Annotated in this window: 19 protein-coding genes; 12 read left to right on the top strand and 7 right to left on the bottom strand. The window is 58.6% G+C overall.

All coding sequences use genetic code 11. The features are described 5' to 3' along the window. Positions 1-298: 298 nt before the first annotated feature. Genes hemG through pepQ form a run of 4 tightly spaced genes read right to left on the bottom strand, consistent with a single transcriptional unit; the run spans position 299 to position 4,264 of the window. Complete coding sequence (gene hemG, locus AB5Y73_RS03400; protein ID WP_005339483.1) at positions 299-823, bottom strand: menaquinone-dependent protoporphyrinogen IX dehydrogenase; 525 nt, start codon at positions 821-823, stop codon at positions 299-301. A 7-nt stretch (positions 824-830) separates the two neighbouring features. After that, entirely contained in the window at positions 831-2,288 is a 1,458-nt protein-coding gene (locus AB5Y73_RS03395; protein WP_005339482.1) for a TrkH family potassium uptake protein, read from the bottom strand. A gap of 36 nt (positions 2,289-2,324) precedes the next feature. Beyond that, positions 2,325-2,942 carry a YigZ family protein gene (locus tag AB5Y73_RS03390; RefSeq protein ID WP_107683483.1) on the bottom strand — a complete coding sequence of 206 codons (618 nt, stop codon included), beginning with the start codon at positions 2,940-2,942 and terminating at the stop codon, positions 2,325-2,327. Continuing rightward, positions 2,942-4,264, bottom strand: a complete 1,323-nt coding sequence (gene pepQ, locus AB5Y73_RS03385) for a Xaa-Pro dipeptidase (protein WP_107683484.1) — start codon at positions 4,262-4,264, stop codon at positions 2,942-2,944. The genes AB5Y73_RS03390 and pepQ overlap by 1 nt, the downstream gene beginning before the upstream one ends. A 191-nt stretch (positions 4,265-4,455) precedes the next feature. On the opposite strand from pepQ, the gene AB5Y73_RS03380 reads away from it, so the two are divergent. The 6 genes from AB5Y73_RS03380 to AB5Y73_RS03355 all read left to right on the top strand — a co-directional run bounded on the left by AB5Y73_RS03380 (position 4,456) and on the right by AB5Y73_RS03355 (position 13,616). Further along, entirely contained in the window at positions 4,456-6,393 is a 1,938-nt protein-coding gene (locus AB5Y73_RS03380) for an acetoacetate--CoA ligase (RefSeq protein WP_279499351.1), read from the top strand. 204 nt (positions 6,394-6,597) lie between these two features. Continuing rightward, positions 6,598-8,745, top strand: coding sequence for a fatty acid oxidation complex subunit alpha FadB (fadB, locus tag AB5Y73_RS03375; RefSeq protein WP_107683486.1), 2,148 nt, complete (start codon positions 6,598-6,600; stop codon positions 8,743-8,745). After that, positions 8,746-9,930, top strand: coding sequence for an acetyl-CoA C-acyltransferase FadA (fadA, locus tag AB5Y73_RS03370; protein ID WP_204787810.1), 1,185 nt, complete (start codon positions 8,746-8,748; stop codon positions 9,928-9,930). Between the two features lie 278 nt (positions 9,931-10,208). After that, positions 10,209-10,931: a response regulator gene (locus tag AB5Y73_RS03365; RefSeq protein WP_005339475.1), complete on the top strand. Its 723-nt coding sequence runs from the start codon at positions 10,209-10,211 to the stop codon at positions 10,929-10,931. Next, positions 10,928-12,373: an ATP-binding protein gene (locus tag AB5Y73_RS03360; RefSeq protein ID WP_162518398.1), complete on the top strand. Its 1,446-nt coding sequence runs from the start codon at positions 10,928-10,930 to the stop codon at positions 12,371-12,373. The genes AB5Y73_RS03365 and AB5Y73_RS03360 overlap by 4 nt, the downstream gene beginning before the upstream one ends. A gap of 4 nt (positions 12,374-12,377) precedes the next feature. Further along, the gene (locus tag AB5Y73_RS03355) at positions 12,378-13,616 is read left to right on the top strand and encodes an ABC transporter substrate-binding protein (protein WP_107683488.1); all 1,239 of its coding nucleotides are present in this window, start codon (positions 12,378-12,380) and stop codon (positions 13,614-13,616) included. 75 nt (positions 13,617-13,691) lie between these two features. On the opposite strand, the gene AB5Y73_RS03350 is transcribed toward AB5Y73_RS03355, so the two are convergent. Continuing rightward, positions 13,692-13,883, bottom strand: coding sequence for a hypothetical protein (locus tag AB5Y73_RS03350; protein ID WP_005339471.1), 192 nt, complete (start codon positions 13,881-13,883; stop codon positions 13,692-13,694). A gap of 169 nt (positions 13,884-14,052) precedes the next feature. Here AB5Y73_RS03350 and tusA point away from each other — a divergent pair, with 169 nt between their 5' ends. Continuing rightward, the gene (tusA, locus tag AB5Y73_RS03345; protein ID WP_005339470.1) at positions 14,053-14,298 is read left to right on the top strand and encodes a sulfurtransferase TusA; all 246 of its coding nucleotides are present in this window, start codon (positions 14,053-14,055) and stop codon (positions 14,296-14,298) included. Between the two features lie 21 nt (positions 14,299-14,319). Then, entirely contained in the window at positions 14,320-14,667 is a 348-nt protein-coding gene (locus tag AB5Y73_RS03340; RefSeq protein WP_005355943.1) for a RidA family protein, read from the top strand. 134 nt (positions 14,668-14,801) lie between these two features. Here the strand turns inward: AB5Y73_RS03340 and AB5Y73_RS03335 are convergent, their stop codons facing one another. Beyond that, a complete protein-coding gene (locus tag AB5Y73_RS03335) occupies positions 14,802-15,458 on the bottom strand; it encodes an OmpA family lipoprotein (protein ID WP_005339468.1) in 657 nt (218 codons plus the stop codon). A gap of 129 nt (positions 15,459-15,587) precedes the next feature. Next, positions 15,588-16,160 carry a DNA-3-methyladenine glycosylase I gene (locus tag AB5Y73_RS03330; RefSeq protein ID WP_058059621.1) on the bottom strand — a complete coding sequence of 191 codons (573 nt, stop codon included), beginning with the start codon at positions 16,158-16,160 and terminating at the stop codon, positions 15,588-15,590. A gap of 222 nt (positions 16,161-16,382) precedes the next feature. Here AB5Y73_RS03330 and glyQ point away from each other — a divergent pair, with 222 nt between their 5' ends. From glyQ to AB5Y73_RS03310, 4 genes are all read left to right on the top strand, one after another. Beyond that, a complete protein-coding gene (glyQ, locus tag AB5Y73_RS03325; protein ID WP_005339464.1) occupies positions 16,383-17,306 on the top strand; it encodes a glycine--tRNA ligase subunit alpha in 924 nt (307 codons plus the stop codon). Positions 17,307-17,315: 9 nt separating this feature from the next. Continuing rightward, positions 17,316-19,385: a glycine--tRNA ligase subunit beta gene (gene glyS / locus AB5Y73_RS03320; RefSeq protein ID WP_128834547.1), complete on the top strand. Its 2,070-nt coding sequence runs from the start codon at positions 17,316-17,318 to the stop codon at positions 19,383-19,385. 200 nt (positions 19,386-19,585) lie between these two features. Beyond that, complete coding sequence (locus AB5Y73_RS03315; RefSeq protein WP_107683490.1) at positions 19,586-20,464, top strand: hypothetical protein; 879 nt, start codon at positions 19,586-19,588, stop codon at positions 20,462-20,464. Next, complete coding sequence (locus tag AB5Y73_RS03310) at positions 20,457-20,657, top strand: hypothetical protein (RefSeq protein WP_181497689.1); 201 nt, start codon at positions 20,457-20,459, stop codon at positions 20,655-20,657. The genes AB5Y73_RS03315 and AB5Y73_RS03310 overlap by 8 nt, the downstream gene beginning before the upstream one ends. Positions 20,658-20,967: the final 310 nt, after the last annotated feature.

The following is a 20,967-nucleotide window of genomic DNA, read 5'->3' as shown; positions in this document are numbered from 1 at the left end:
AGAGCGTCACGCTTGTCGCGTTGAGGAGGCGCATATTACGCTTCTCACTTCGAAAGTCAAGCGATTGTTTTCGCTTTTCTTTCGGCGCCCACTTCACTAGGAAGCTGGCTCATCAGTTCGGCGTGTTCCGCCGTGCTGGTAGGGGCGCATTATAGGGAGCCGCGCCGGGATGACAAGAGGAAAACTGCAAAAAATGGCACTTTTTACAGTTTTTCGGTTCAACCGTTGCTTTATTAAACAAAAGCCCCGCATCGGCGGGGCTGTTTCGGGCAAAAAACCCTTAATTCACATCACACTGCTACCTTTTTGACCAGAATTCGCGGGCAAAGCTGCGCACCTTTTCCCAATCGGTAAACTCAATGTCCTTACTGGTGTCAGTACTGCCACCGGTAATCTTCATGATCAGCTGGATGATGCGCGTCTGCCACCAGTTATAGCGGGAGTACTGCAGCGCACCGGCAAAGACGCCCAGGGTTTTCGGCTTCCAGGGAGAGAGGCGCAGGAACTTCTTCATATAAGCATTGGTTTGTGGCGTCTGCTTCTCTGGCTTGCGGGCCGTCAGGTTGACACAGAAGAAGGCCGCATTGGCCACCTCCAACTGCTCCTGATGGGCATGAATAAAGCTGAACAGGCTGGGATGGAAGTTGCCATAACGGATAGAGGCGCCGATCAAGACCTTGGCATACTTGCTGAGGTTGCACATCGGCAAGGTGTGCAGATCGTGCATCACCACTTCGCATCCCGGCATCTGCTCCAGCATGACATCGACTATTTTGCGGGTTTGGCCATCCCGAGAGGAATAAAGCACCAGAATCTTGTCCATAACAACCTCAACTACGCCAGAATGCAGGAGTAAACAGTACCAGAAGCGTGAAAATTTCCAATCGGCCAAACAACATGGCCAACACCAGTACCCACTGGGCCGCTGGCGAGATATTGCCGAAGTTGGCTGATACCTCTCCCAAACCCGGACCTACGTTGGTGAAAGCCGCAGCTACAGCGGTGAATGCGGTCACTTCGTTCAGCCCCGTCATCAGCAACAGCAGCATGAACATAAAGAAGAGAATAATATAGGTGGCGAAGTAGCCCCACACCGCCTCGACGATGCGCTCGGGCACCGCCCTATTCCCCAGCTTCAAGGTATAGATGGCTCTGGGGTGAACCAACCGCTTCAACTCGCGCATCCCCTGCATGAACAGGATCATAAAACGCATCACCTTGATGCCGCCGCCAGTACTGCCCGCGCAACAGCCGATAAAGGCGGAGAACATCAGCAGCATGGGCAGGAACGAGGGCCAGTCGGCATAGGTCGTGGTGCTGTAGCCGGTGGTGGTCCCCAGAGAGACCGCCTGGAAAAGACCGTGGTTGAGCGCCTCTTGCCAGGTGGCGTAGTGTCCGTGGGTCAGCAAGGCGACAAAGCAGATCATCACCAGGGTCGCCTGGATGGCCAGAAACACCTTGAGTTCAGAATCATAGAGGTAGCGCCCGAGCCGAACCGGGCGGTGAGAGAATACGGTAAAGTGGAGCGCAAAGTTCACGCTGGCCAGCAGCAGGAACACCACGGTAATCAGGTTGATGACCGGACTGTTGAAGAAACCGATGCTGGCATCGTGAGTGGAGAAGCCACCGACCGACAGAGTCGAGAACGAATGGCACACCGCATCGAACAGCGTCATTCCGGCGAGCCAGTAGGCCAGCGCACAGAGCGCGGTCAGCAGCAGATAGATGAACCAGAGCGCCTTGGCCGTTTCGGCGATGCGCGGCGTCACCTTGGTATCCTTCACCGGCCCCGGGATCTCGGCGCGATAGAGCTGCATGCCCCCGATACCCAGCAGTGGCAGAATAGCCACCGCCAGTACGATGATCCCCATCCCCCCCAGCCACTGCAGCAACTGGCGATAGAACAGAAACGCCTTGGGCAGATTATCGAGCCCGGTCAGTACCGTTGCGCCTGTGGTGGTCAGGCCGGAAAAAGATTCGAAGAAGGCCTCCGAGACCGACATATCCGGCACATCGCTCATGATGAAGGGCACCGCCCCCACACTGCCCAACACGGTCCAGAACAGCACCACAATCAGAAAGCCCTCTTTCGAGCGCATCTCCTTCTTGTGGTAGCGATTGGGAAACCAGAGCACCACACCGAGCAGCAGGGCGATCAGAAAAGAGCTGACGAACTCGGCACCACCACCATCCCGATAGCCAAAGGCCACCAGTGCAGGCAACAGCATGGTCGAGCTGAACAGCGCAACCAGCAGGCCAACAATGCGAATAATGCTCAAGATGTGCATTACAGCTCCCTTTCCCCAATTAAAGAGCGATGGATTCTAGCCATCTAAGGGGCTGAGGGATACCCGCCCATGAGTCCGGTCGGTCAATTCACGGTCCACCTGAGCCCATACCGAGGACTCCCACGCCACCTGCAAGGTGACCAGCTGACCGTAATCCGCCGCCAGCAATTCGCCATTATGGCTGCTGATCAGCGACTCGACCGTCCCCATGTCACCGTAATCGCAGTGAATGAGAGAGGGAGTGCGCGGCACCTTAAGCAGGGTAGGCAGCTGCTTGAGGGCGGCACCGACGCCGCCCCCATAGGCTTTGACCAGTCCACCGGTGCCAAGCTGGATGCCGCCGTAGTAACGCACTACCACGGCGCAGATTTCACCGAGCCCCGAGCCCATCAACTGGGCCAGGATCGGCTTGCCCGCAGTACCGGACGGTTCGCCGTCATCGCTGAAGCCATAAACCTGACTATCTTGCGGCGCACCAGCCACAAACGCCCAGCAGTGATGGCGCGCGGCCGGATGTTGGCGCTTGATCTCGTTGACCCACCCCTTGGCCGCCTCGACGGTCGGGGTGTGGGCGATCAGGGTAATGAAGCGGCTCTTCTTTATCTCTTCGGTCAACTCCAGCGGGGCAGCCGGAATGGAGTACGCAGCCGCCATCAGAGTCCTGCTTGTCTGGTCATGTTCTCCACCCCGTTGGCGTGCAGCACCACGTTGTCTTCGATGCGGATGCCGCCGAACGGACGCAGCGCCTCAATCTTGTTCCAATTGACCCTCCTGCCCTGTTCGCCCTGACGCAGCGGCTCCAGCAAACTGTCGATGAAGTAGAGTCCCGGCTCGATGGTGAACACCTGATCCACCTCCATCACCCGGGTACAGCGCAGATAGGGGAACAGCTCGGGCGCCGCCAGATGGGTGCCGCGCTCATCCTGCATGAAACCGCCTGCATCGTGTACCTGCAGACCGAGGAAGTGGCCGAGACCGTGAGGGAAGAACACATTGGTCACCCCGGTGTTGATCATCTCGTCTACCGACATATCCACCAGCTCGGTCGCTTGCAGCAGGCGCGCCAGCTTGTGGTGCATCTGCAGATGCAGCTCGCTGTAGCGGCGACCCGGTTTGATCTCCTTGATGATTTCCTGCTGCTGCTCGTCGAGGGCCGCAATCAGATCGGCGAACTCGCCACGCCGCCACGCCCAGGTGCGGGTGATGTCGGAGGCATAGCCGTGAAAATCGACGCCGGCATCGATCAGGAAGGAGTGGCGCTCCGCATCGGGTACCCGCAAGGCAGACAAATGGGTGTAGTGAAGGATGGCTGCGTTGCGGTTGATGGCGACGATATTGCCGTAGGGCGCCTCATTGGCCCCCTGCCCGACCGCCTTCATGTAGGCCAGATTGATCTCGAACTCGCTCGACCCCGCCATAAAGGAGTCCTTGGCGGCGATATGGCCGCGCACCCCAATCCGGTTCGCCTCGCGCAGACACTCCAGCTCGTAGGGGGTTTTGTAGGCGCGGTGATAGTGCAGGTAGTTGAGTACCGCCTCCGGATTGGGCTGGGTCAGCCCCAGCAGCTCGGCCACTTCCAGATGACCGCCCAGATAGGCCCACTCCTGCCTGTTGGCTGGTAGATGGTCGGCCACCTGTTCCGGCCGGGTCAGGAAACGGATATCGAAGAACTCGACCCAGAAGGCGTTGGGCAGATCCGCTACCTTGTGCCAGAAATCCACCGGGCGGTAGAACAGCAATACTGGTTTGTTCACCCCGTCCACCAGCAGCCAGCAGTGGGGATTGTCCAGCACCGGCAACCAGGCTTTGAAATGCGGGTTTACCTTGAACGGGTAATCCTGATCATCGAGGAAGATGCGGTGAGTCTGGCCGGAGTGGATGGCCAGTCCGCTGAGCCCCTGTTGTTGCAGAATGTCGCGGGTGCGCTGCTGCAAGGTATCGAGGTGCTGGGCAAAAAGTTGGCTGTAGCTGCTCATGGCGTCCTGCTCCGAGGTGAATGTGATTGCAGCATAACATCAAGCGCTTGGCGGCTCGACCCGTCAAGCAGCCGCTTCGTGAGGTAACGCATACGTTACAAACGTGTTTGTTATCAACACAAAACCAATCATTAACAAATCAAAAACAATTCAATACACTGCCGGTAGATACATGAAGTCAGGGATTACTCATGGACAACCTCTGCCTGTGGCAACCGGATCCGCTCGGGATGCAGCAATCCAACCTCTACCGTTTTATGGCGGAGGTGAACCGTTTCCACGGCTTGCAGTTGCAGAACTACCCGCAGCTTTATCAATGGTCGGTGGAGAAGACCACCCGTTTCTGGCCGCTGGTATGGCAACACTGCGGCGTCAAGGGCGAGCTCGGCAACATAGTGGCGGAGAACCGTCAGGATATGCAGCGCACCCGCTGGTTCCCCGACAGCCGCCTCAACTTCGCCGAAAACCTGCTGCGCCGTCAGGACGAGAGCCCGGCTATCATCTCCCGCATCGAAGGTAGCCCAAGTCGCACTCTGAGCTGGGGTGAACTGGGGGAACAGGTTGCCCGGCTGGCGCAGTGGCTGCGTCATCAGGGGATTGGTCGTGGCGATGTGGTCGCCGCCTACCTGCCCAATATTCCGGAAACCGTGGTTGCCATGCTGGCAACAACCAGTCTCGGGGCGATCTGGACCTCCACCAGCCCCGACTTTGGCGAGGCCAGCGTGGTAGAGCGCTTAGGCCAGACCCGGCCGCGGGTGCTGTTTGCGGTGGATGGCTATCGCTACAACGGCAAAGCTATCGATATTCAGGACAAAGTAGTAGGGGTCGTCAGCCAGATCGGCAGCATAGAGCAGACGGTGATGATCCCCCTGCTCGGCAACCCGCTGCAGCTTGGCCACAACTGGCAGCAAGTGCTGGCGAGCCAGCCGGACGCCAGCCTCCAGTTCGAGTCCATGGCTTTCAACGACCCGCTCTATATCCTCTATTCATCCGGCACCACCGGCAAACCCAAGTGCATCGTGCACGGCATCGGCGGCACCCTGCTGCAACATCTGAAAGAGCATCAGCTGCACTGCGACATCAAGCCGGGGGAGCGGATCTTCTATTTCACCACCTGTGGCTGGATGATGTGGAACTGGCTGGTAAGCGCCCTCGCCTCCGGCGCCACCCTGGTGCTCTACGACGGCTCGCCGTTTTACCCGGATGGCAATGTGCTGTGGGATCTCGCCCGTGACGAGCAGGTCAGCTTGTTCGGTACCTCGGCCAAGTATCTCGACGCACTGCACAAGCAGGGTTACGCCCCCATCAAGAGCCACGACTTGCCGCACTTGCGGCTGATCTGCAGCACCGGCTCCGTGCTGTCGCCGGAAGGGTTCGACTACGTCTACCAGCAGATCAAGCAGGATGTGCAGCTCAGCTCCATCTCAGGCGGCACCGACATCTGCTCCTGCTTCGTCATCGGCAACCCGCTCAGCCCTGTTTATCGCGGCGAGAGCCAGGGGCGCGGCCTCGGCCTCGCGGTGCAGGTATTCAACGAAGCGGGCCAGCCGGTGCAGGGGGAGAAGGGCGAACTGGTCTGCACCAAGCCGTTCCCGGCCCAGCCGGTGGGCTTCTGGGGAGATGAAAGCGGCGACAAGTACCACGCCGCCTACTTCGAGCGGTTCGACAACATCTGGTGCCACGGCGACTGGATCGAGTTGACCCCGACCGGCGGCATTCTGTTCTACGGCCGCTCTGACGCCACCCTCAACCCGGGCGGCGTGCGCATCGGCACCAGCGAGATCTACCGCTATGTCGAGCAGCTGGACGAGGTGGAGGAGAGCATCGTCATCGGCCAGCAGTGGCAGCAAGACGAGCGGGTGGTGCTGTTCGTCAAGCTCAAGGCGGGCTGCAAGCTGGATGAGCCGCTGCGCGAGCGGATCCGCCAGCAGATAAAACAGCACTGCACCGCCCGCCACGTGCCCTCCCGCATCCTGCAGGTGGATGCCATCCCCCGCACCAAGTCCGGCAAGATCGTCGAACTGGCGGTGCGGGAAGTGGTGCACAATCGGCCCGTCAACAACACCCATGCCCTCGCCGATCCCGAGGTGCTGAACCAGTATCGCAACCGGCCTGAACTGGCCAGTTGATAACAAACTCATATTCATCCGAGGCGCCGCAAGGCGCCTCTCTTTTGCCCGTTTTGTGATGAAGAGCTTTTACTCGAGATCTGTTAAACAAATGTTTTAAATAGGTGTTGAAAATGTCTCCTTTTGGATCAATAGTGAGCCTCGCCCCCTGCTGGGGATTAAGGAGCACCACTCCCCACTGAGTGGGAACAAGGAGACACTCTCATGATCTACCAAGGCGAAACCCTGTCGGTCAGCTACCTCGAAAACGGCATTGCCGAGCTGAGGTTTGATGCCCCGGGTTCAGTCAACAAGCTGGATCGCGCTACCCTGCTCTCCCTGAGCGAAGCGATCGCCGCATTACAACAAGAACGTGAACTAAAAGGTCTGATACTCACCTCCGGCAAAGACGCCTTTATCGTCGGTGCCGACATTACCGAATTCCTGGAACTGTTCGATCTGCCGCAAGAAGATCTGCTCGGCTGGCTGAAAAAGGCCAACGACATCTTCAATGCCATCGAAGATCTGCCGGTTCCGACCCTCTCCGCCATCAAGGGCCACGCCTTGGGCGGCGGCTGCGAGACCATTCTCTCCACCGACTTCCGTCTGGCTGACACCACAGCCAAAATCGGCCTGCCCGAGACCAAACTCGGCATCATGCCGGGCTTTGGCGGCACCGTCCGCCTGCCGCGAGTGATCGGCGCTGACAACGCACTGGAGTGGATCACCACCGGCAAGGATTACCGTGCCGATGACGCCCTCAAGGTGGGTGCCATCGATGCCGTGGTCGCCCCCGACGCGCTGCAGAGCGCTGCGCTGCAGATGATCAAAGACGCCATCGCGGGCAAGCTGGACTGGCAGAGCCGTCGCGCCGCCAAAAAAGCCCCGCTGCGCCTCTCCAAACTGGAAGCCATGATGAGCTTCACCACCGCCGCCGGCATGGTTGCCGCCGTGGCGGGCAAACACTATCCGGCGCCGATGACTGCGGTGAAAACCGTCGAAGCCGCCGCAGGTATGGGCCGTGACGAGGCGCTGGTCGTTGAAGCACAGGGCTTTATCAAGCTGGCCAAAACCGACGTGGCCAAGGCACTGGTCGGTATCTTCCTGAACGATCAGCACATCAAGGCACTGGCCAAGAAGGCTGCCAAGCAGGCGAGCAAGGCCACCAGCCACGCCGCCGTACTGGGTGCTGGCATCATGGGGGGCGGCATCGCCTACCAGTCTGCCAGCAAGGGCATTCCGGCGGTGATGAAGGACATCAACGAGAAGGCGCTAGCACTTGGCATGGGCGAAGCCACCAAGCTGCTCAACGGCCAGCTCGAAAAGGGTCGCATCGACGGCATCAAGATGGGTCAGGTGCTCTCTGCCATTACCCCGACCCTCAGCTATGACAACGTCAAGCATGTGGACGTCGTGGTCGAAGCCGTGGTTGAAAACCCGAAAGTGAAGGCTGCCGTACTGGGCGAAGTGGAAGGGATCATTGGCGAAGACGCAGTGCTCGCCAGCAACACCTCCACCATCCCAATCTCCCTGCTGGCCAAGGGGCTGAAGCGCCCGCAGAACTTCTGCGGTATGCACTTCTTCAACCCGGTGCACCGCATGCCACTGGTGGAGATCATCCGCGGCGAGCAAACCTCCGATGAAACCATCAACCGCGTGGTGGCCTATGCCGCCGCCATGGGCAAGTCCCCGGTGGTGGTCAACGACTGCCCGGGCTTCTTCGTCAACCGCGTGCTGTTCCCCTACTTCTTCGGCTTCAACAAACTGGTTGCCGATGGCGCCGACTTTGCCGCCGTCGACAAGGTAATGGAGAAGGAGTTTGGCTGGCCCATGGGCCCCGCCTATCTGCTGGATGTGGTCGGCATCGACACCGGTCACCATGCCGGTGACGTGATGGCGCAAGGCTTCCCGGCGCGGATGAGCAAGGAAGGCCGCACCGCCATCGACGTGATGTACGAAGTGAACCGCTTCGGTCAGAAGAACGGCAAGGGCTTCTACGCCTACGAGCAGGACAAGAAGGGCAAGCCGAAGAAGGTGGCTGACGCAGCCAGCTACGAGCTGCTGGCCCCCATCGCCAAGCCGAAACAGGATTTCGACAAGGAAGCCATCATCGCCCGCATGATGATCCCGATGATCAACGAGGTGGTGCTCTGTCTGGAAGAGGGCATAGTCGCCACGCCAGCCGAAGCCGACATCGCACTGGTCTACGGTCTGGGCTTCCCTCCCTTCCGCGGCGGCGTGTTCCGCTATCTGGACACCATTGGTCTGGATCGCTACGTGGCCATGGCCGACCAGTATGCCGACTTGGGCCCGCTCTACCGCGTCAGCGACCGCTTACGCGAGATGGCCGCCCAGGGCAAAACCTTCTACTGATTGCGGAAAGGAGATCCATTCATGAAAGACGTAGTCATTGTCGACTGTATCCGGACCCCGATGGGCCGGTCCAAGGGCGGCGCCTTCCGCAACGTGCGTGCAGAAGATCTGTCCGCGCACCTGATGAAATCCATCCTGCTGCGCAACCCCAACCTCGACCCGAACGAGATCGAGGATATCTACTGGGGCTGCGTGCAGCAGACCCTGGAGCAGGGCTTCAACATCGCCCGCAACGCCGCGCTGCTGGCCGGCATTCCGAAGCAGGTAGGGGCGGTTACCGTCAACCGCCTGTGTGGCTCCTCCATGCAGGCGCTGCACGACGCCTCCCGCGCCATTCAGGTAGGTGATGGGGATATCTTCATCATCGGCGGCGTCGAGCACATGGGTCACGTACCGATGAGCCACGGCGTCGACTTCCACCCCGGCATGGCCAAGTCGGTGGCGAAAGCCTCCGGCATGATGGGACTGACCGCCGAGATGCTCGGCAAGCTGCACGGCATCAGCCGCCAGCAGCAGGACGAGTTTGCCGCCCGCTCCCATCGCCGTGCCCACGCGGCAACCGTGGAAGGACGTTTTGCCAAGGAGATCGTCGGGCTGGAAGGCCATGACGCCAGCGGCGCCCGCTTCTTCTACGACTACGACGAGGTGATCCGCCCGGAGACCACGGTAGAAACCCTGAGCCAGCTGCGCCCGGTGTTTGATCCGGTCAACGGCACCGTCACCGCCGGCAGCTCCTCGGCCCTGTCCGATGGCGCCGCCGCCATGCTGGTGATGAGCGCGGATCGCGCCAAGGCCCTCGGCCTCACGCCGCGCGCCAGGGTACGTGCCATGGCCATCGCTGGCTGTGACGCCGCCATCATGGGTTACGGCCCGGTGCCGGCAACCCAGAAGGCGCTCAAACGTGCCGGGCTGACTGTCGGTGATATCGACCTGTTCGAGCTGAACGAGGCGTTTGCCGCCCAGTCCCTGCCCTGCGTGAAGGATCTGGGTCTGCAGGATCTGGTGGACGAGAAGGTAAACCTGAACGGTGGCGCTATTGCGCTGGGTCACCCCCTCGGCTGCTCCGGCGCCCGCATCTCCACCACCCTCATCAATCTGATGGAGGAGAAGGATGCCACCCTGGGGGTTGCCACCATGTGTATCGGTCTGGGCCAGGGCATCGCCACCGTGTTTGAACGGGTGTGATAACCAGCCGGATCGACGGGATGCACTACTGATAGTTGTCCCTTTTCGGGGCCAGTCTGACTGGCCCCTTTTCAAGTCTGTGACGATCGCCACACGGGGTGCTCGTCAGTGGTCAGAAGCTGTCTGTTGGCCGTCCCGTTTGGGTCGGCCTTTTTTCGTTTTAATCTTATCAATAGGCTGTTATTGCCTTAAACCTCACATTAGATAGGGGGCTTGCTTGCTTTTTACTCCCCCGACAGGTTCAATCTGCACAAAAAAATGGGTGGATGCACATACATATGTCAATGAGCAAACAACTGCTGATCGTCGATGACGACCAAGAGATCCGCGAGCTGCTCAATGAGTACCTGACCCGGGCGGGCTTTCAGGTATTGACGGCGGCGGAGGGCAACGAGATGCGTCAGCAACTCGCCCAGCACAGCCCGGACCTGATTATTCTGGACATCATGATGCCCGGCGAGGACGGTTTTACCCTCTGCCAGCAGATCCGTCGTGACTCCCAGGTGCCCATCATCATGCTGACCGCCGCCTCCGACGAAGCGGATCGGGTGATCGGTCTGGAACTGGGCGCCGACGACTATATCGCCAAGCCGTTCAGCCCCCGTGAACTGCAGGCCCGCATCAAGGCGCTGCTGCGCCGCGCCGAATTCCGCCAGCCGGAAAAAGAGAAAGAGCCGAGCCGCCGCCTGCGTTTTGCCGAGTGGACCCTCGACACTCTGAGCCACCAGCTGACCCATGACGATGGCAGCCTGCTGGATCTCTCCGGTAGCGACGCCATGCTGCTCGGCATGTTCCTGCAACAGCCCGGCGTGGTGCTGGATCGGGACACCATCTCGGATGCCACCCGCGGCCGCGAAAGCCTGCCGATGGAGCGCGGCATCGACGTACAGATCAGCCGTCTGCGCCAGAAGCTGGGCGACAACGGCAAGAGCCCGCGCATCATCAAGACCATTCGCGGCAGCGGCTACATGCTGATTGCCGAGGTGCACGAGCTGCCATGAGCAACAAGTGGTCCTGGGGGGCGCTGGTGCCCCGCTCCCTGTTGTCACGGATGATCCTGCTGCTGTTGCTGGCCATCCTGCTCTCCCAGACCATTCTGACCGGCATCTGGATGCAGCAGATCCAGAAGCGGGAACTGGAGGGGATGCTCAGCACCACCCGCAACCTCGCCATGTCTGCCGCCTCCACCGTCAACTTCTTCAAATCCCTGCCGCTGCAGTATCGCCATATCGCGCTGGACCAGTTGCGCAACATGGGGGGCAGCCGCTTCTTCGTCTCGCTCAACGAGGAAGAGATCCACATCAACGCCATCCCCGACAGCGAGCGCAAGACGCAGGTGCTGGAGGAGGTTCAGGGAGTGCTGACCCGCAAGCTCTCCGACGCCATGGCGATCAAGGTTGACTTCTCCCGCCCCGACGACCTTCACGTCTTCAACAACGACACCTTGCTGGCGGATCTCCCCTCCTCCTGGGCCCGCTACACCCTGTCGCTGGAGCCGCTCAATCCACCGGTACTGGTGACCCAGATCGAGATTGAAAAGGGGGAGTGGCTCTATCTGGCGGCCCTGCTGCCCGCCCCCTACATGACCCTCGACGATACCGTGATGCCAAGCAACCAGGTGCGTTTCATCGCTCTGATGACGGTGTTCCTCTGCTTCTTCACCTTTATGCTGGTGCGCTGGCAGACCCGCCCGCTGCGCCGTCTCGCCAAGGCGGCGGTCAATCTGGGCAAGGATATCGACCAGCCTTCGCTCAAGGAGGAAGGAGCGTCGGAAATCGTGGCGGCGACCCGCGCCTTCAACATCATGCAGCACCGCATTCGTCGCTATATCGACGATAGAGAGCGGCTGTTCAGCTCCATCTCCCACGACCTCAAGACCCCCATCACCCGACTGCGACTGCGGGTCGAACTGCTCGATGACGAGGTACAGATCGCCAAGTTCAACAAGGATCTCGACGAACTGGAGCTGATGGTGAAAGGGGCGCTGCAGACGGTCAAAGAGACCGACATTCACGAGAATATCGAGGAGATCGACATCAACGCCCTGCTGGAGCAGATGGCGGAGTCGATGAACCTGCACGACGAGCGGCTGATCATCGAAGGGCACTGCAAGTGGCCCTATCGCGGCAAGCTGCTGGCGCTCAAGCGCTGCATCGGCAATCTGGTGGACAACGGCATCAAATATGGCCAGCGGGTTCGCATCATCATCATGGATGACGAGGAGATGCTGATCCTCTTCATCATGGATGAGGGCCCCGGCCTGCCGGACGATCAGTTCGAGCGCATTTTCGAACCCTATTACCGGCTCAGCACGGATCAGGCTGGCACCGGCCTCGGCCTTGGCATCGCCCGCAACATTGCCCACGCCCACGGCGGCGATCTGGTGCTGGAAAACCGTCCGCAAGGTGGCCTGCAGGCCACGCTCTCCCTACCAAGGCAGTAACCTTATGAAGTGGTTGTCTTTTTCTGTCATCGCCCTGCTCTCTGCTCCCGTTGCCGCCTCCCAGGTGGAGGTACTGCACTGGTGGACCTCCGGCGGCGAAGCGAAAGCGGTCGAAGTGCTCAAATCCGAGTGGACCAGACAGGGCAACCAGTGGAACGACTTTGCAGTGCAGGGCGGCGGCGGCAAGAGTGCCATGACGGTATTGAAGAGCCGGGCTCTGGCGGCCAACCCGCCCGAAGCAGCCCACCTCAAGGGTTACGAGCTCAAGGAGTGGGCCGGACTCGGCTTTTTGCGCGATCTCAGCCCGATGGCCGAACACCTCGGCTGGTACAGTCAGATGCCACCCATGGTGCGTGCCACCCTCAGCCAGAATGGCGCCCTGATGGCGGTGCCCACCGGCATCCACCGGGTCAACTGGTTGTGGCTCAACCGCAAGATCTTCGAGCGCAACAAGCTGACTCCACCCACCAGCTGGGCCCAGTTTGTCACCGTCGCCGACCAGCTTAAAAAACGGGGCATCACCCCGCTCGCCATCGGCAACGAGCCCTGGCAGCTGGCAGTGTTGTTTGAAACGGTGGCGCTCGGTGAGGGCGGTAAAGAATTCTATCGCAAGGCGTTCCTCGAGCAGGACAGCGCCACCCTGACCGGCCCCGACATGGTGCGGGTGTTGACTCGTTTTCAGCAGCTGCGCGCCTATGTGCCGCAAAAATACGCCGGTCTGAAGTGGCATCAGGCCACCAACCTGCTGGAGAGCGGTGGCGCCGCCATGCAGGTGATGGGGGACTGGGTGAAGGGGGAGCTGAGCGCGGGCAACTACCGACCGGGTGAGGATATCGCCTGTCTGCCGAGCCCGGGCAGCGCCGGGCTGTTCAGCTACAACCTCGACTCCATCGCCATGTTCAAACAGCGGGATCCGGCCCAACTGCAGGCGCAGGGGGATCTGGCCCAACTGCTGATGACGCCGCAATTTCAGGAGGAGTTCAATCGGGTGAAGGGGTCGATCCCGGCGCTGACCAATCCCGACATGAGCAAGTTCGACCGCTGCGCAGTCCGCTCCTATCAGGATTTCCTGCTGGCGGAAAAGCAGGACAACCTGCTGCCCAGCATGGCGGAGGGGATGGCGACGCCGACCAATATGCGGCAGGCAATCCTCGATGTGCTGAGCAACTTCTTCAACGACCCCAAGGCCAACCCGGAGCAGACGGCGCTGCATCTGGAGCGGGCGATGCGCTCGACCCGCTGATCCGGGTACATTGCCAAACGGCAGAAATGACAAAGGCGGAATTGCTCCGCCTTTGTTGTTGAATCGTCATCCGATTCAGGATTGATCGTTCTCGTCCTCATCCTCGTCATAGTAATCGCTGAGCTCGATCCAGAGCCCCAACCCGACCATCACCATGGAGCCGAACCAGGTACCGGTATTCCCGATCGGGCTGCCCATCACTATCATGGCGAAGGACAAGAACCCCATGCCTGCATAGGCCTGTAATCTGCCGTAGGAGACCTGCATATTCACCTCCTTGTTGAATATGGTTCAATTTTTATATTACTCGTCCGGCGCAAGCTGGATAGGGCCGAATAACATTTCGGTTACATATGCTGGTGAATGGGTCGTTTGTTTGATTATTTTTTAGCCCTGAGTATCATTGGCAGCCGAATAGGTTGAAGGTTGATAATAGATGAGTGATTTATTCTGCGGCGCAACTCACGAGTTGGACGCAATCGGGCTTCGTTGCCCGGAACCCGTTATGATGGTTCGCAAGAAAGTGCGGCTGATGGCGGATGGCGAGACCCTGCTGGTCAGCGCCGACGATCCTTCAACCACCCGCGACATCCCCAGTTTCTGCCGCTTTATGGATCACACCCTGGTCGCCAGCGAGACAGAGCAGGCCCCCTACCGCTATCTGATCCGCAAGGGTCAATAAGCCCCTGTACCGGAGCACTCCATGACAACCATTACCCGAATTGGCACCACCCAGCGTTGGTCAGACGTGGTCATCCACAATGGCACCCTCTACGTGGTGGAAGTGCCCGTCAGCGAAGAGGCCGACATCCACCAGCAGACCCGCGAAGTGCTGGCAAGCCTGCAACGCCTGCTGGAAGCCAACGGCTCCGGCGTAGACAAAATTCTGATGGCCAACATCTATCTCAAAGACATTCAGGATATCGCTGCCTTCAACGAGCAGTGGGATGCCTGGATCCCGGCTGGCACCGCACCTGTGCGCGCCTGCGTACAGGCCCGTCTGGCCCACGAAGGCTACAAGGTCGAAGTACAGCTGACAGCGGCTGTCTAAGAGGCGCTTATCCCCGCCCCCTCTCCCACAAGGGAAAAGGGAGCAAACAACAGGGCGCTATTGCCAGCAACGGCTCCAATAGAAAGGCCCCGCCATCACTGGCGGGGCCTTTTCGTTACCGAGACCTGAACGACTTAGGCGGTCGGGGTCAGGGTAATGGTCACGCGGCGGTTCTGGGCTTTGCCAGCGGCGGTGCTGTTGGTAGCAACCGGCTGATCCGGGCCCACGCCGGTGGTGGAGATGCGGCTACCTGCTACGCCCTGACCAATCAGCTGGGCGGCAACGGCATCGGCACGATCGCGGGAGAGCTTCATGTTCAGATCGCGGGAACCGGTACTGTCGGTGTGACCGACCACGTTCAGGCGGGTCTTGTCGAACTCGGCAACCACCATGGCCACGCCGGAGAGGGTGTTGGCACCGGCCGCTTTCAGCTGGGAGCTGGAGCTGTCGAAGGTCACGTTGTTCGGCATGTTGAGGATCAGCTCATTGCCATTGCGGGTCACGCTGACGCCGGTGCCTTGCAGCTTCTCGCGCAGCTTGGCTTCCTGCACGTCCATGTAGTAGCCGATACCACCACCCAGCGCCGCGCCAGCAGCAACGCCGGTCAGGATGCCCTTCTTGCGGTCACCCTTGCTGGAGGAGAGCGCACCTACGGCCGCACCGGCAGCGGCGCCAGCCAGCGCGCCCCAGGCACCTTTGGAGGTCTGGGATTCACCTGTGTAGGGGTTGGTGGTACAGCCGCTCAGGGCAACGGTCAGTGCCAGAGCAGGCACCAGGATCTTGGCTCGCATGAAAAAACCTCTGTGAAAACAATCCGGCACCATGCCGGGGGCCGGATTGTAACGCGCTGGCACGCCATTGTCTGACGCAAGCCTGAACAGATGGCGAGAGTGGTGTTTTTTTGGGCAATCGGCGGGCTGTCAGCGCGGTAACTGACACTCGGCGTGGCAAGGACAGCTGACCAGATGATCGTTCACCATCCCCACCGCCTGCATAAAGGCGTAACAGATGGTGCTGCCGACGAAGTTGAAGCCGAGCTTCTTGAGCGCTTTCGACATGGCATCCGACTCCGGCGAGGTCGCCGGAATATCGCCGTTGCCCTGCCGCTGGTTGACGATGGGGGCGCCGCCAACAAAGCCCCACAGGTAGTCGGCGAAGTCGATCCCCTGCTCCTGCAACGCCAGATAAGCGCGGGCATTTCTGATGATCGACTGCACCTTGAGCCGGTTGCGGATAATGCCGGTGTCCTGCATCAGCCGCTCTACATCCTGCTCGTCGAAGCGGGCAATCTGCACCGGATCAAAGTCCGCATAGGCACGGTAGTAGCTCTCGGTGCGCTTGAGGATGGTGATCCACGACAGCCCCGCCTGCTGGCCGTCGAGGCAGAGCTTGGCAAACAGCTCGCGCGAGTCATAGACCGGCCTGCCCCACTGTTTGTCATGGTATTCAATATATTCCGGGTCCTTGGTCACCCAGGCGCAGCGCAGTTCCATTTCCTCTCCCTCGTTATTTCAGCGGTTTGCCCGACCCTGCCCACTGTGCAGGCGGCACTGCTCACATCATATACCGGACATCCCGCCCGACCAGCCAGGGCGCAGCACCATCCCGCGAATCCGCTGCAATTTCGCCTATTATCCGACCATGCCAGACGGTATACTCCCTCGGTTCACATTCAGCAAATCTTGCTCTGATTTTCACTTCGCGCGAAAAAAATTATGCAAAAATTCGATGTCAAAACCTTTCAGGGCCTGATCCTGCAGCTGCAGGACTATTGGTCCCGCCAGGGCTGTACCATCATTCAGCCGCTGGATATGGAAGTGGGTGCCGGTACTTCCCACCCCATGACCTGTCTGCGTGCCCTGGGCCCGGAGCCCATCGCCTGCGCTTACGTGCAACCGTCCCGCCGTCCGACCGACGGCCGCTACGGTGAAAACCCGAACCGCCTGCAGCATTACTACCAGTTCCAGGTGATCATCAAGCCTTCCCCCGACAACATTCAGGAACTCTATCTGGGCTCCCTGAAAGAGCTGGGTATGGATCCTGAAATCCACGACATCCGCTTCGTGGAAGACAACTGGGAAAACCCGACTCTGGGTGCCTGGGGTCTGGGTTGGGAAGTGTGGCTGAACGGCATGGAAGTGACCCAGTTCACCTACTTCCAGCAAGTTGGCGGCCTCGAGTGCAAGCCGGTTACCGGCGAGATCACCTATGGTCTCGAGCGTCTGGCCATGTACATTCAGGGCGTAGACAGCGTCTACGATCTGGTCTGGTCTGACGGCCCGCTGGGCAAGACCACCTACGGCGACGTGTTCCACCAGAACGAAGTGGAGCAATCCACCTACAACTTCGAACACGCCGATGTGGAGTTCCTGTTCCACTGCTTCGAGCAGTACGAGAAGGAAGCCCAGAATCTGCTGGCACTGGAAAAACCGCTGCCGCTGCCTGCCTACGAGCGCATCCTCAAGGCCGCTCACTCCTTCAACCTGCTGGATGCCCGCAAGGCCATCTCGGTCACCGAGCGTCAGCGCTACATCCTGCGCATTCGCACCCTGACCAAGGCCGTGGCAGAGGCATACTACGCCTCCCGCGAAGCGCTGGGCTTCCCGATGTGTCAGCGCAGTGAGAACAAGCAAGGTTAAGGAACGGACATGGCACAACATACATTTCTGGTAGAGATCGGTACCGCTGAGCTGCCGCCCAAAGCCCTGCGCTCCCTGGCCGAAGCCTTTGCCGACAACTTCAAAGCCGAACTGACCAAGGCCGATCTGGCCTTCGGCGACGTCGAGTGGTTTGCCTCACCGCGCCGTCTGGCGCTGAAGGTAAGCGAGCTGGCTGGCGAACAGCCGAGCAAGAGCGTCGAGAAGCGCGGCCCGGCCGTGGCGCAGGCGTTCGATGCCGAAGGCAAGCCAACCAAGGCTGCCGAAGGCTGGGCCCGTGGCAACGGCATCACCGTTGAGCAGGCCGAGCGTCTGGTCACCGACAAGGGCGAGTGGCTGGTTCACACCGCCAAGGTTGAAGGCCGTCCGGCCGTCGATCTGCTGGGTGAGCTTGTTAGCCAAGCGCTGGCCAAGCTGCCCATCCCGAAAATGATGCGCTGGGGCGACAAGACCATCCAGTTCGTGCGTCCGGTCTTCACCGTGACCCTGCTGCTGGATGGCGAGCTGGTTCCCGCCCACATTCTGGGTATCGACTCTGCCCGCACCCTTCGCGGCCACCGCTTTATGGGCGAGAGCGAGTTCACCATCGACAACGCCAGCCAGTACCCGCAGATCCTGCAGGAGCGCGGCATGGTGATTGCCGACTTTATGGCGCGCAAGGCCAAGATCAAGGCTGACGTCGAAGCGGCCGCTGCCGCCTTCGGTGGCGTGGCCGATCTGGACGACGCCCTGCTGGAAGAGGTCACCGCACTGGTCGAGTGGCCGGTGGTGCTGACCGCCAACTTCGAAGAGAAGTTCCTGGCAGTTCCGGCTGAAGCGCTGGTGCACACCATGAAGGGTGACCAGAAGTACTTCCCGGTCTACGACAAGAACGGCAAGCTGCTGCCGAAGTTCATCTTCGTCACCAACATCGAGTCCAAAGACCCGAGCCAGATCATCAGCGGCAACGAGAAGGTGGTTCGCCCCCGTCTCTCTGACGCCGAGTTCTTCTTCAAGACCGACCTCAAGCAGACCCTGGCCTCTCGCCTGCCGCGCCTTGAAACCGTGCTGTTCCAGCAACAGCTGGGCACCGTCAAGGCCAAGGTCGAGCGTATCGAGACCGTCGCCGGCTTTATCGCCGAGCGTATCGGCGCCGATGTGGCTCAGGCCAAGCGTGCCGGTCTGCTCTCCAAGTGTGACCTGATGACCAACATGGTCGGCGAGTTCACCGACACCCAGGGTGTCATGGGGATGCACTACGCCCGTCACGATGGCGAAGACGAAGCAGTTGCCGTGGCCCTCAACGAGCAGTACATGCCGCGCTTTGCCGGTGATGCCCTGCCGTCCGGTCTGGTTGCCTGCGCCGTCGCGCTGGCCGACAAGTTCGACACCTTGGCCGGTATCTTCGGCATCGGCATGCTGCCGAAGGGTGACAAGGACCCGTTCGCCCTGCGTCGCGCCGCCATCGGTGCCCTGCGCATCATGACCGAGAAGCAGCTGGATCTGGATCTGGTTGAACTGGTTGAAGAAGCGGTACGCGTCTACGGCGACAAGCTGACCAACAAAACCGTCGTTACCGACGTGGTCGACTTTATGCTGGGCCGCTTCCGCGCCGCCTATCAGGATGAAGGCATCGGTGCCGACGTGGTGCTGGCCGTACTGGCCCGCCGCCCGACCCGTCCGCTCGACTTCGATCGCCGCGTCAAGGCCGTCAGCCACTTCCGCACGCTGGATGCCGCACTGGCACTGGCTGCCGCCAACAAGCGCGTGAGCAACATTCTGGCCAAGGTTGAAGGCGAGTTGCCGACTGCCGTCAAACCGGAACTGCTGGTCGATGCCGCCGAGAAGGCGCTGGCCACCCAGGTTGCCGAACTGCAAGCCGAACTGGCCCCGCTGTTCGCTGCCGGTGACTATCAGGCTGCCCTCACCCGTCTGGCCGCCCTGCGCGAGCCGGTCGATACCTTCTTCAACGAAGTCATGGTGATGGCCGACGACGAGGCCCTCAAGGCCAACCGTCTGGCGCTGCTGAACAACCTGCGCAACCTGTTCCTGCAAGTCGCGGATATCTCCCTGCTGCAGTGATTTTGGTTGAATCAGTGATATAAAAAACGGCGCCGTTAAGGCGCCGTTTTTGTTTGTTCAAAACATTTAAAAAATCTATTTTAAAAATCATTGTCTTAAGCGTTATTGTAACTCTGACCTTTTACTCATATTTTCATGATATCAATTGAATATTCTTTGATAAAACGTAAGAATCATGCTCTCAAACGGAGGAATGATACATGGCCACCAATTACTCAATTCGTATTGACTTTGATAGAGAGCAAGAAAATCCTCAGCGAGTGTTCATCGCTATGGCCATGTATATTGAAGGATTTAATGCATTACAAGAGTCTTTTATGCAAGGTTTTGGCAAGGGTATCGAATTTGATACTTCCCTTGAAAAAACTAGAGAAGGGTCATGCATTGCAGACATAGCTATAAAAGTGAAAGATATAATAAGAGGGGTTCGCTTAGAGAGTCTTTACGATTGTATTTATGAAGGAATCAAGAAAGAGATTAGTACATCGGAGAAAATTGATTCAGAAACAGATGTGAAAACATTTATTAAAAATGTTTACTCTGCTTCAGGGGCAAACTCACCCCAAGATAAATTATTTACTTGTCATGGCGATGCAGACCCTATAAATATAGCTGACGCACTTAACAAAATATACAAAGCCAATAGTGAATTGAGTAAGAATGATAAGGTCCAGTTCGGGAGAGGAGATGATTTAACCGACATTAGTGAAACCTTCTCATGTCCAAGAAATGGCAGCCAAATATTTTCTAACACTGTAGAGGATTTCCCTGCCAAGGAAATTCTTATTGTTCGTCGTCCATCATATGTGAAAGGTTTACAATGGGATTTTGAAATAACTCATGGTAAAAATAAAAAGATAACTGCAGCAATGCTAGATGATGTTTGGTTCGAAAAGTGGGTTAGACACGAAGATGCACTATGGCCAGGGGATGCACTACATGCGTATGTCAGAACCAAAAGAAAAACAAATAAGCTAAGACCTCACCTCGCATCATACGAGAAAGAAATTGTTAAAGTCATACGCGTAGTCCCTCAAGGGGAAGTACAACAACTAGGCTTGGAGCTAGATCATGAATAAAAGAAATTATGATGTGGCGAAGAAAGAGGTTGTATTTATTGCACTTCCCTTACTTCTTCTATTCATAATAAAGTTATTTGACGATGCTTTAATGTCATTTGTTAAAATATCTGATTTCTCATTAGCTTTATCTATGATGTATGGTCAACTGCTGGCAAAAAGCCTTGATGTGCCTGATACAAAAAACGTATAGAAAGATTTAGTACATATCAGGTTTATATCTTTGCGATATCAATGATATCCATAACAATGTATATTTCATTTAATCTCATCCCATCTGTTAGGGTCGAATTCTATATTGCCCAGATAATTATCTTTATCGTGGGGATTATCTTTTATATTCCTATGTCGACTCTGATGAGTGACCTTTCAAAGAAATAACCCGTAGGTTCGATTAGCCGTCAGGCGTAATCGGACGTTCGCGTAAATGGATTCTCTCGCCATAACGGCCAGCCGCACTTCCCCCTCCAGCTGGCCGATCCTGTTTCACGGCAACCACCGTA

It is taken from the genome of Aeromonas sp. s7(2024) (assembly GCF_040907825.1).
GTDB classification, from domain to species: domain Bacteria; phylum Pseudomonadota; class Gammaproteobacteria; order Enterobacterales; family Aeromonadaceae; genus Aeromonas; species Aeromonas veronii.
Note: the sequence above shows the minus strand (reverse complement) of the source record. Positions and strands in the feature narration are given on the sequence as shown.

Excerpts from the sequence above, each read along its gene's own strand:
- AB5Y73_RS03310 (WP_181497689.1), top strand. The coding sequence starts at position 20,457 with ATGAATAAAAGAAATTATGATGTGGCGAAGAAAGAGGTTGTATTTATT.
- AB5Y73_RS03340 (WP_005355943.1), top strand. The coding sequence starts at position 14,320 with ATGACAACCATTACCCGAATTGGCACCACCCAGCGTTGGTCAGACGTG.
- AB5Y73_RS03330 (WP_058059621.1), bottom strand. The coding sequence starts at position 16,160 with ATGGAACTGCGCTGCGCCTGGGTGACCAAGGACCCGGAATATATTGAA.
- AB5Y73_RS03390 (WP_107683483.1), bottom strand. The coding sequence starts at position 2,942 with ATGGCGGCTGCGTACTCCATTCCGGCTGCCCCGCTGGAGTTGACCGAA.
- tusA (WP_005339470.1), top strand. The coding sequence starts at position 14,053 with ATGAGTGATTTATTCTGCGGCGCAACTCACGAGTTGGACGCAATCGGG.
- AB5Y73_RS03395 (WP_005339482.1), bottom strand. The coding sequence starts at position 2,288 with ATGCACATCTTGAGCATTATTCGCATTGTTGGCCTGCTGGTTGCGCTG.
- hemG (WP_005339483.1), bottom strand. The coding sequence starts at position 823 with ATGGACAAGATTCTGGTGCTTTATTCCTCTCGGGATGGCCAAACCCGC.
- AB5Y73_RS03380 (WP_279499351.1), top strand. The coding sequence starts at position 4,456 with ATGGACAACCTCTGCCTGTGGCAACCGGATCCGCTCGGGATGCAGCAA.
- AB5Y73_RS03315 (WP_107683490.1), top strand. The coding sequence starts at position 19,586 with ATGGCCACCAATTACTCAATTCGTATTGACTTTGATAGAGAGCAAGAA.
- AB5Y73_RS03365 (WP_005339475.1), top strand. The coding sequence starts at position 10,209 with ATGTCAATGAGCAAACAACTGCTGATCGTCGATGACGACCAAGAGATC.
- AB5Y73_RS03360 (WP_162518398.1), top strand. The coding sequence starts at position 10,928 with ATGAGCAACAAGTGGTCCTGGGGGGCGCTGGTGCCCCGCTCCCTGTTG.
- pepQ (WP_107683484.1), bottom strand. The coding sequence starts at position 4,264 with ATGAGCAGCTACAGCCAACTTTTTGCCCAGCACCTCGATACCTTGCAG.
- fadB (WP_107683486.1), top strand. The coding sequence starts at position 6,598 with ATGATCTACCAAGGCGAAACCCTGTCGGTCAGCTACCTCGAAAACGGC.
- glyQ (WP_005339464.1), top strand. The coding sequence starts at position 16,383 with ATGCAAAAATTCGATGTCAAAACCTTTCAGGGCCTGATCCTGCAGCTG.
- AB5Y73_RS03355 (WP_107683488.1), top strand. The coding sequence starts at position 12,378 with ATGAAGTGGTTGTCTTTTTCTGTCATCGCCCTGCTCTCTGCTCCCGTT.
- AB5Y73_RS03335 (WP_005339468.1), bottom strand. The coding sequence starts at position 15,458 with ATGCGAGCCAAGATCCTGGTGCCTGCTCTGGCACTGACCGTTGCCCTG.
- glyS (WP_128834547.1), top strand. The coding sequence starts at position 17,316 with ATGGCACAACATACATTTCTGGTAGAGATCGGTACCGCTGAGCTGCCG.
- AB5Y73_RS03350 (WP_005339471.1), bottom strand. The coding sequence starts at position 13,883 with ATGCAGGTCTCCTACGGCAGATTACAGGCCTATGCAGGCATGGGGTTC.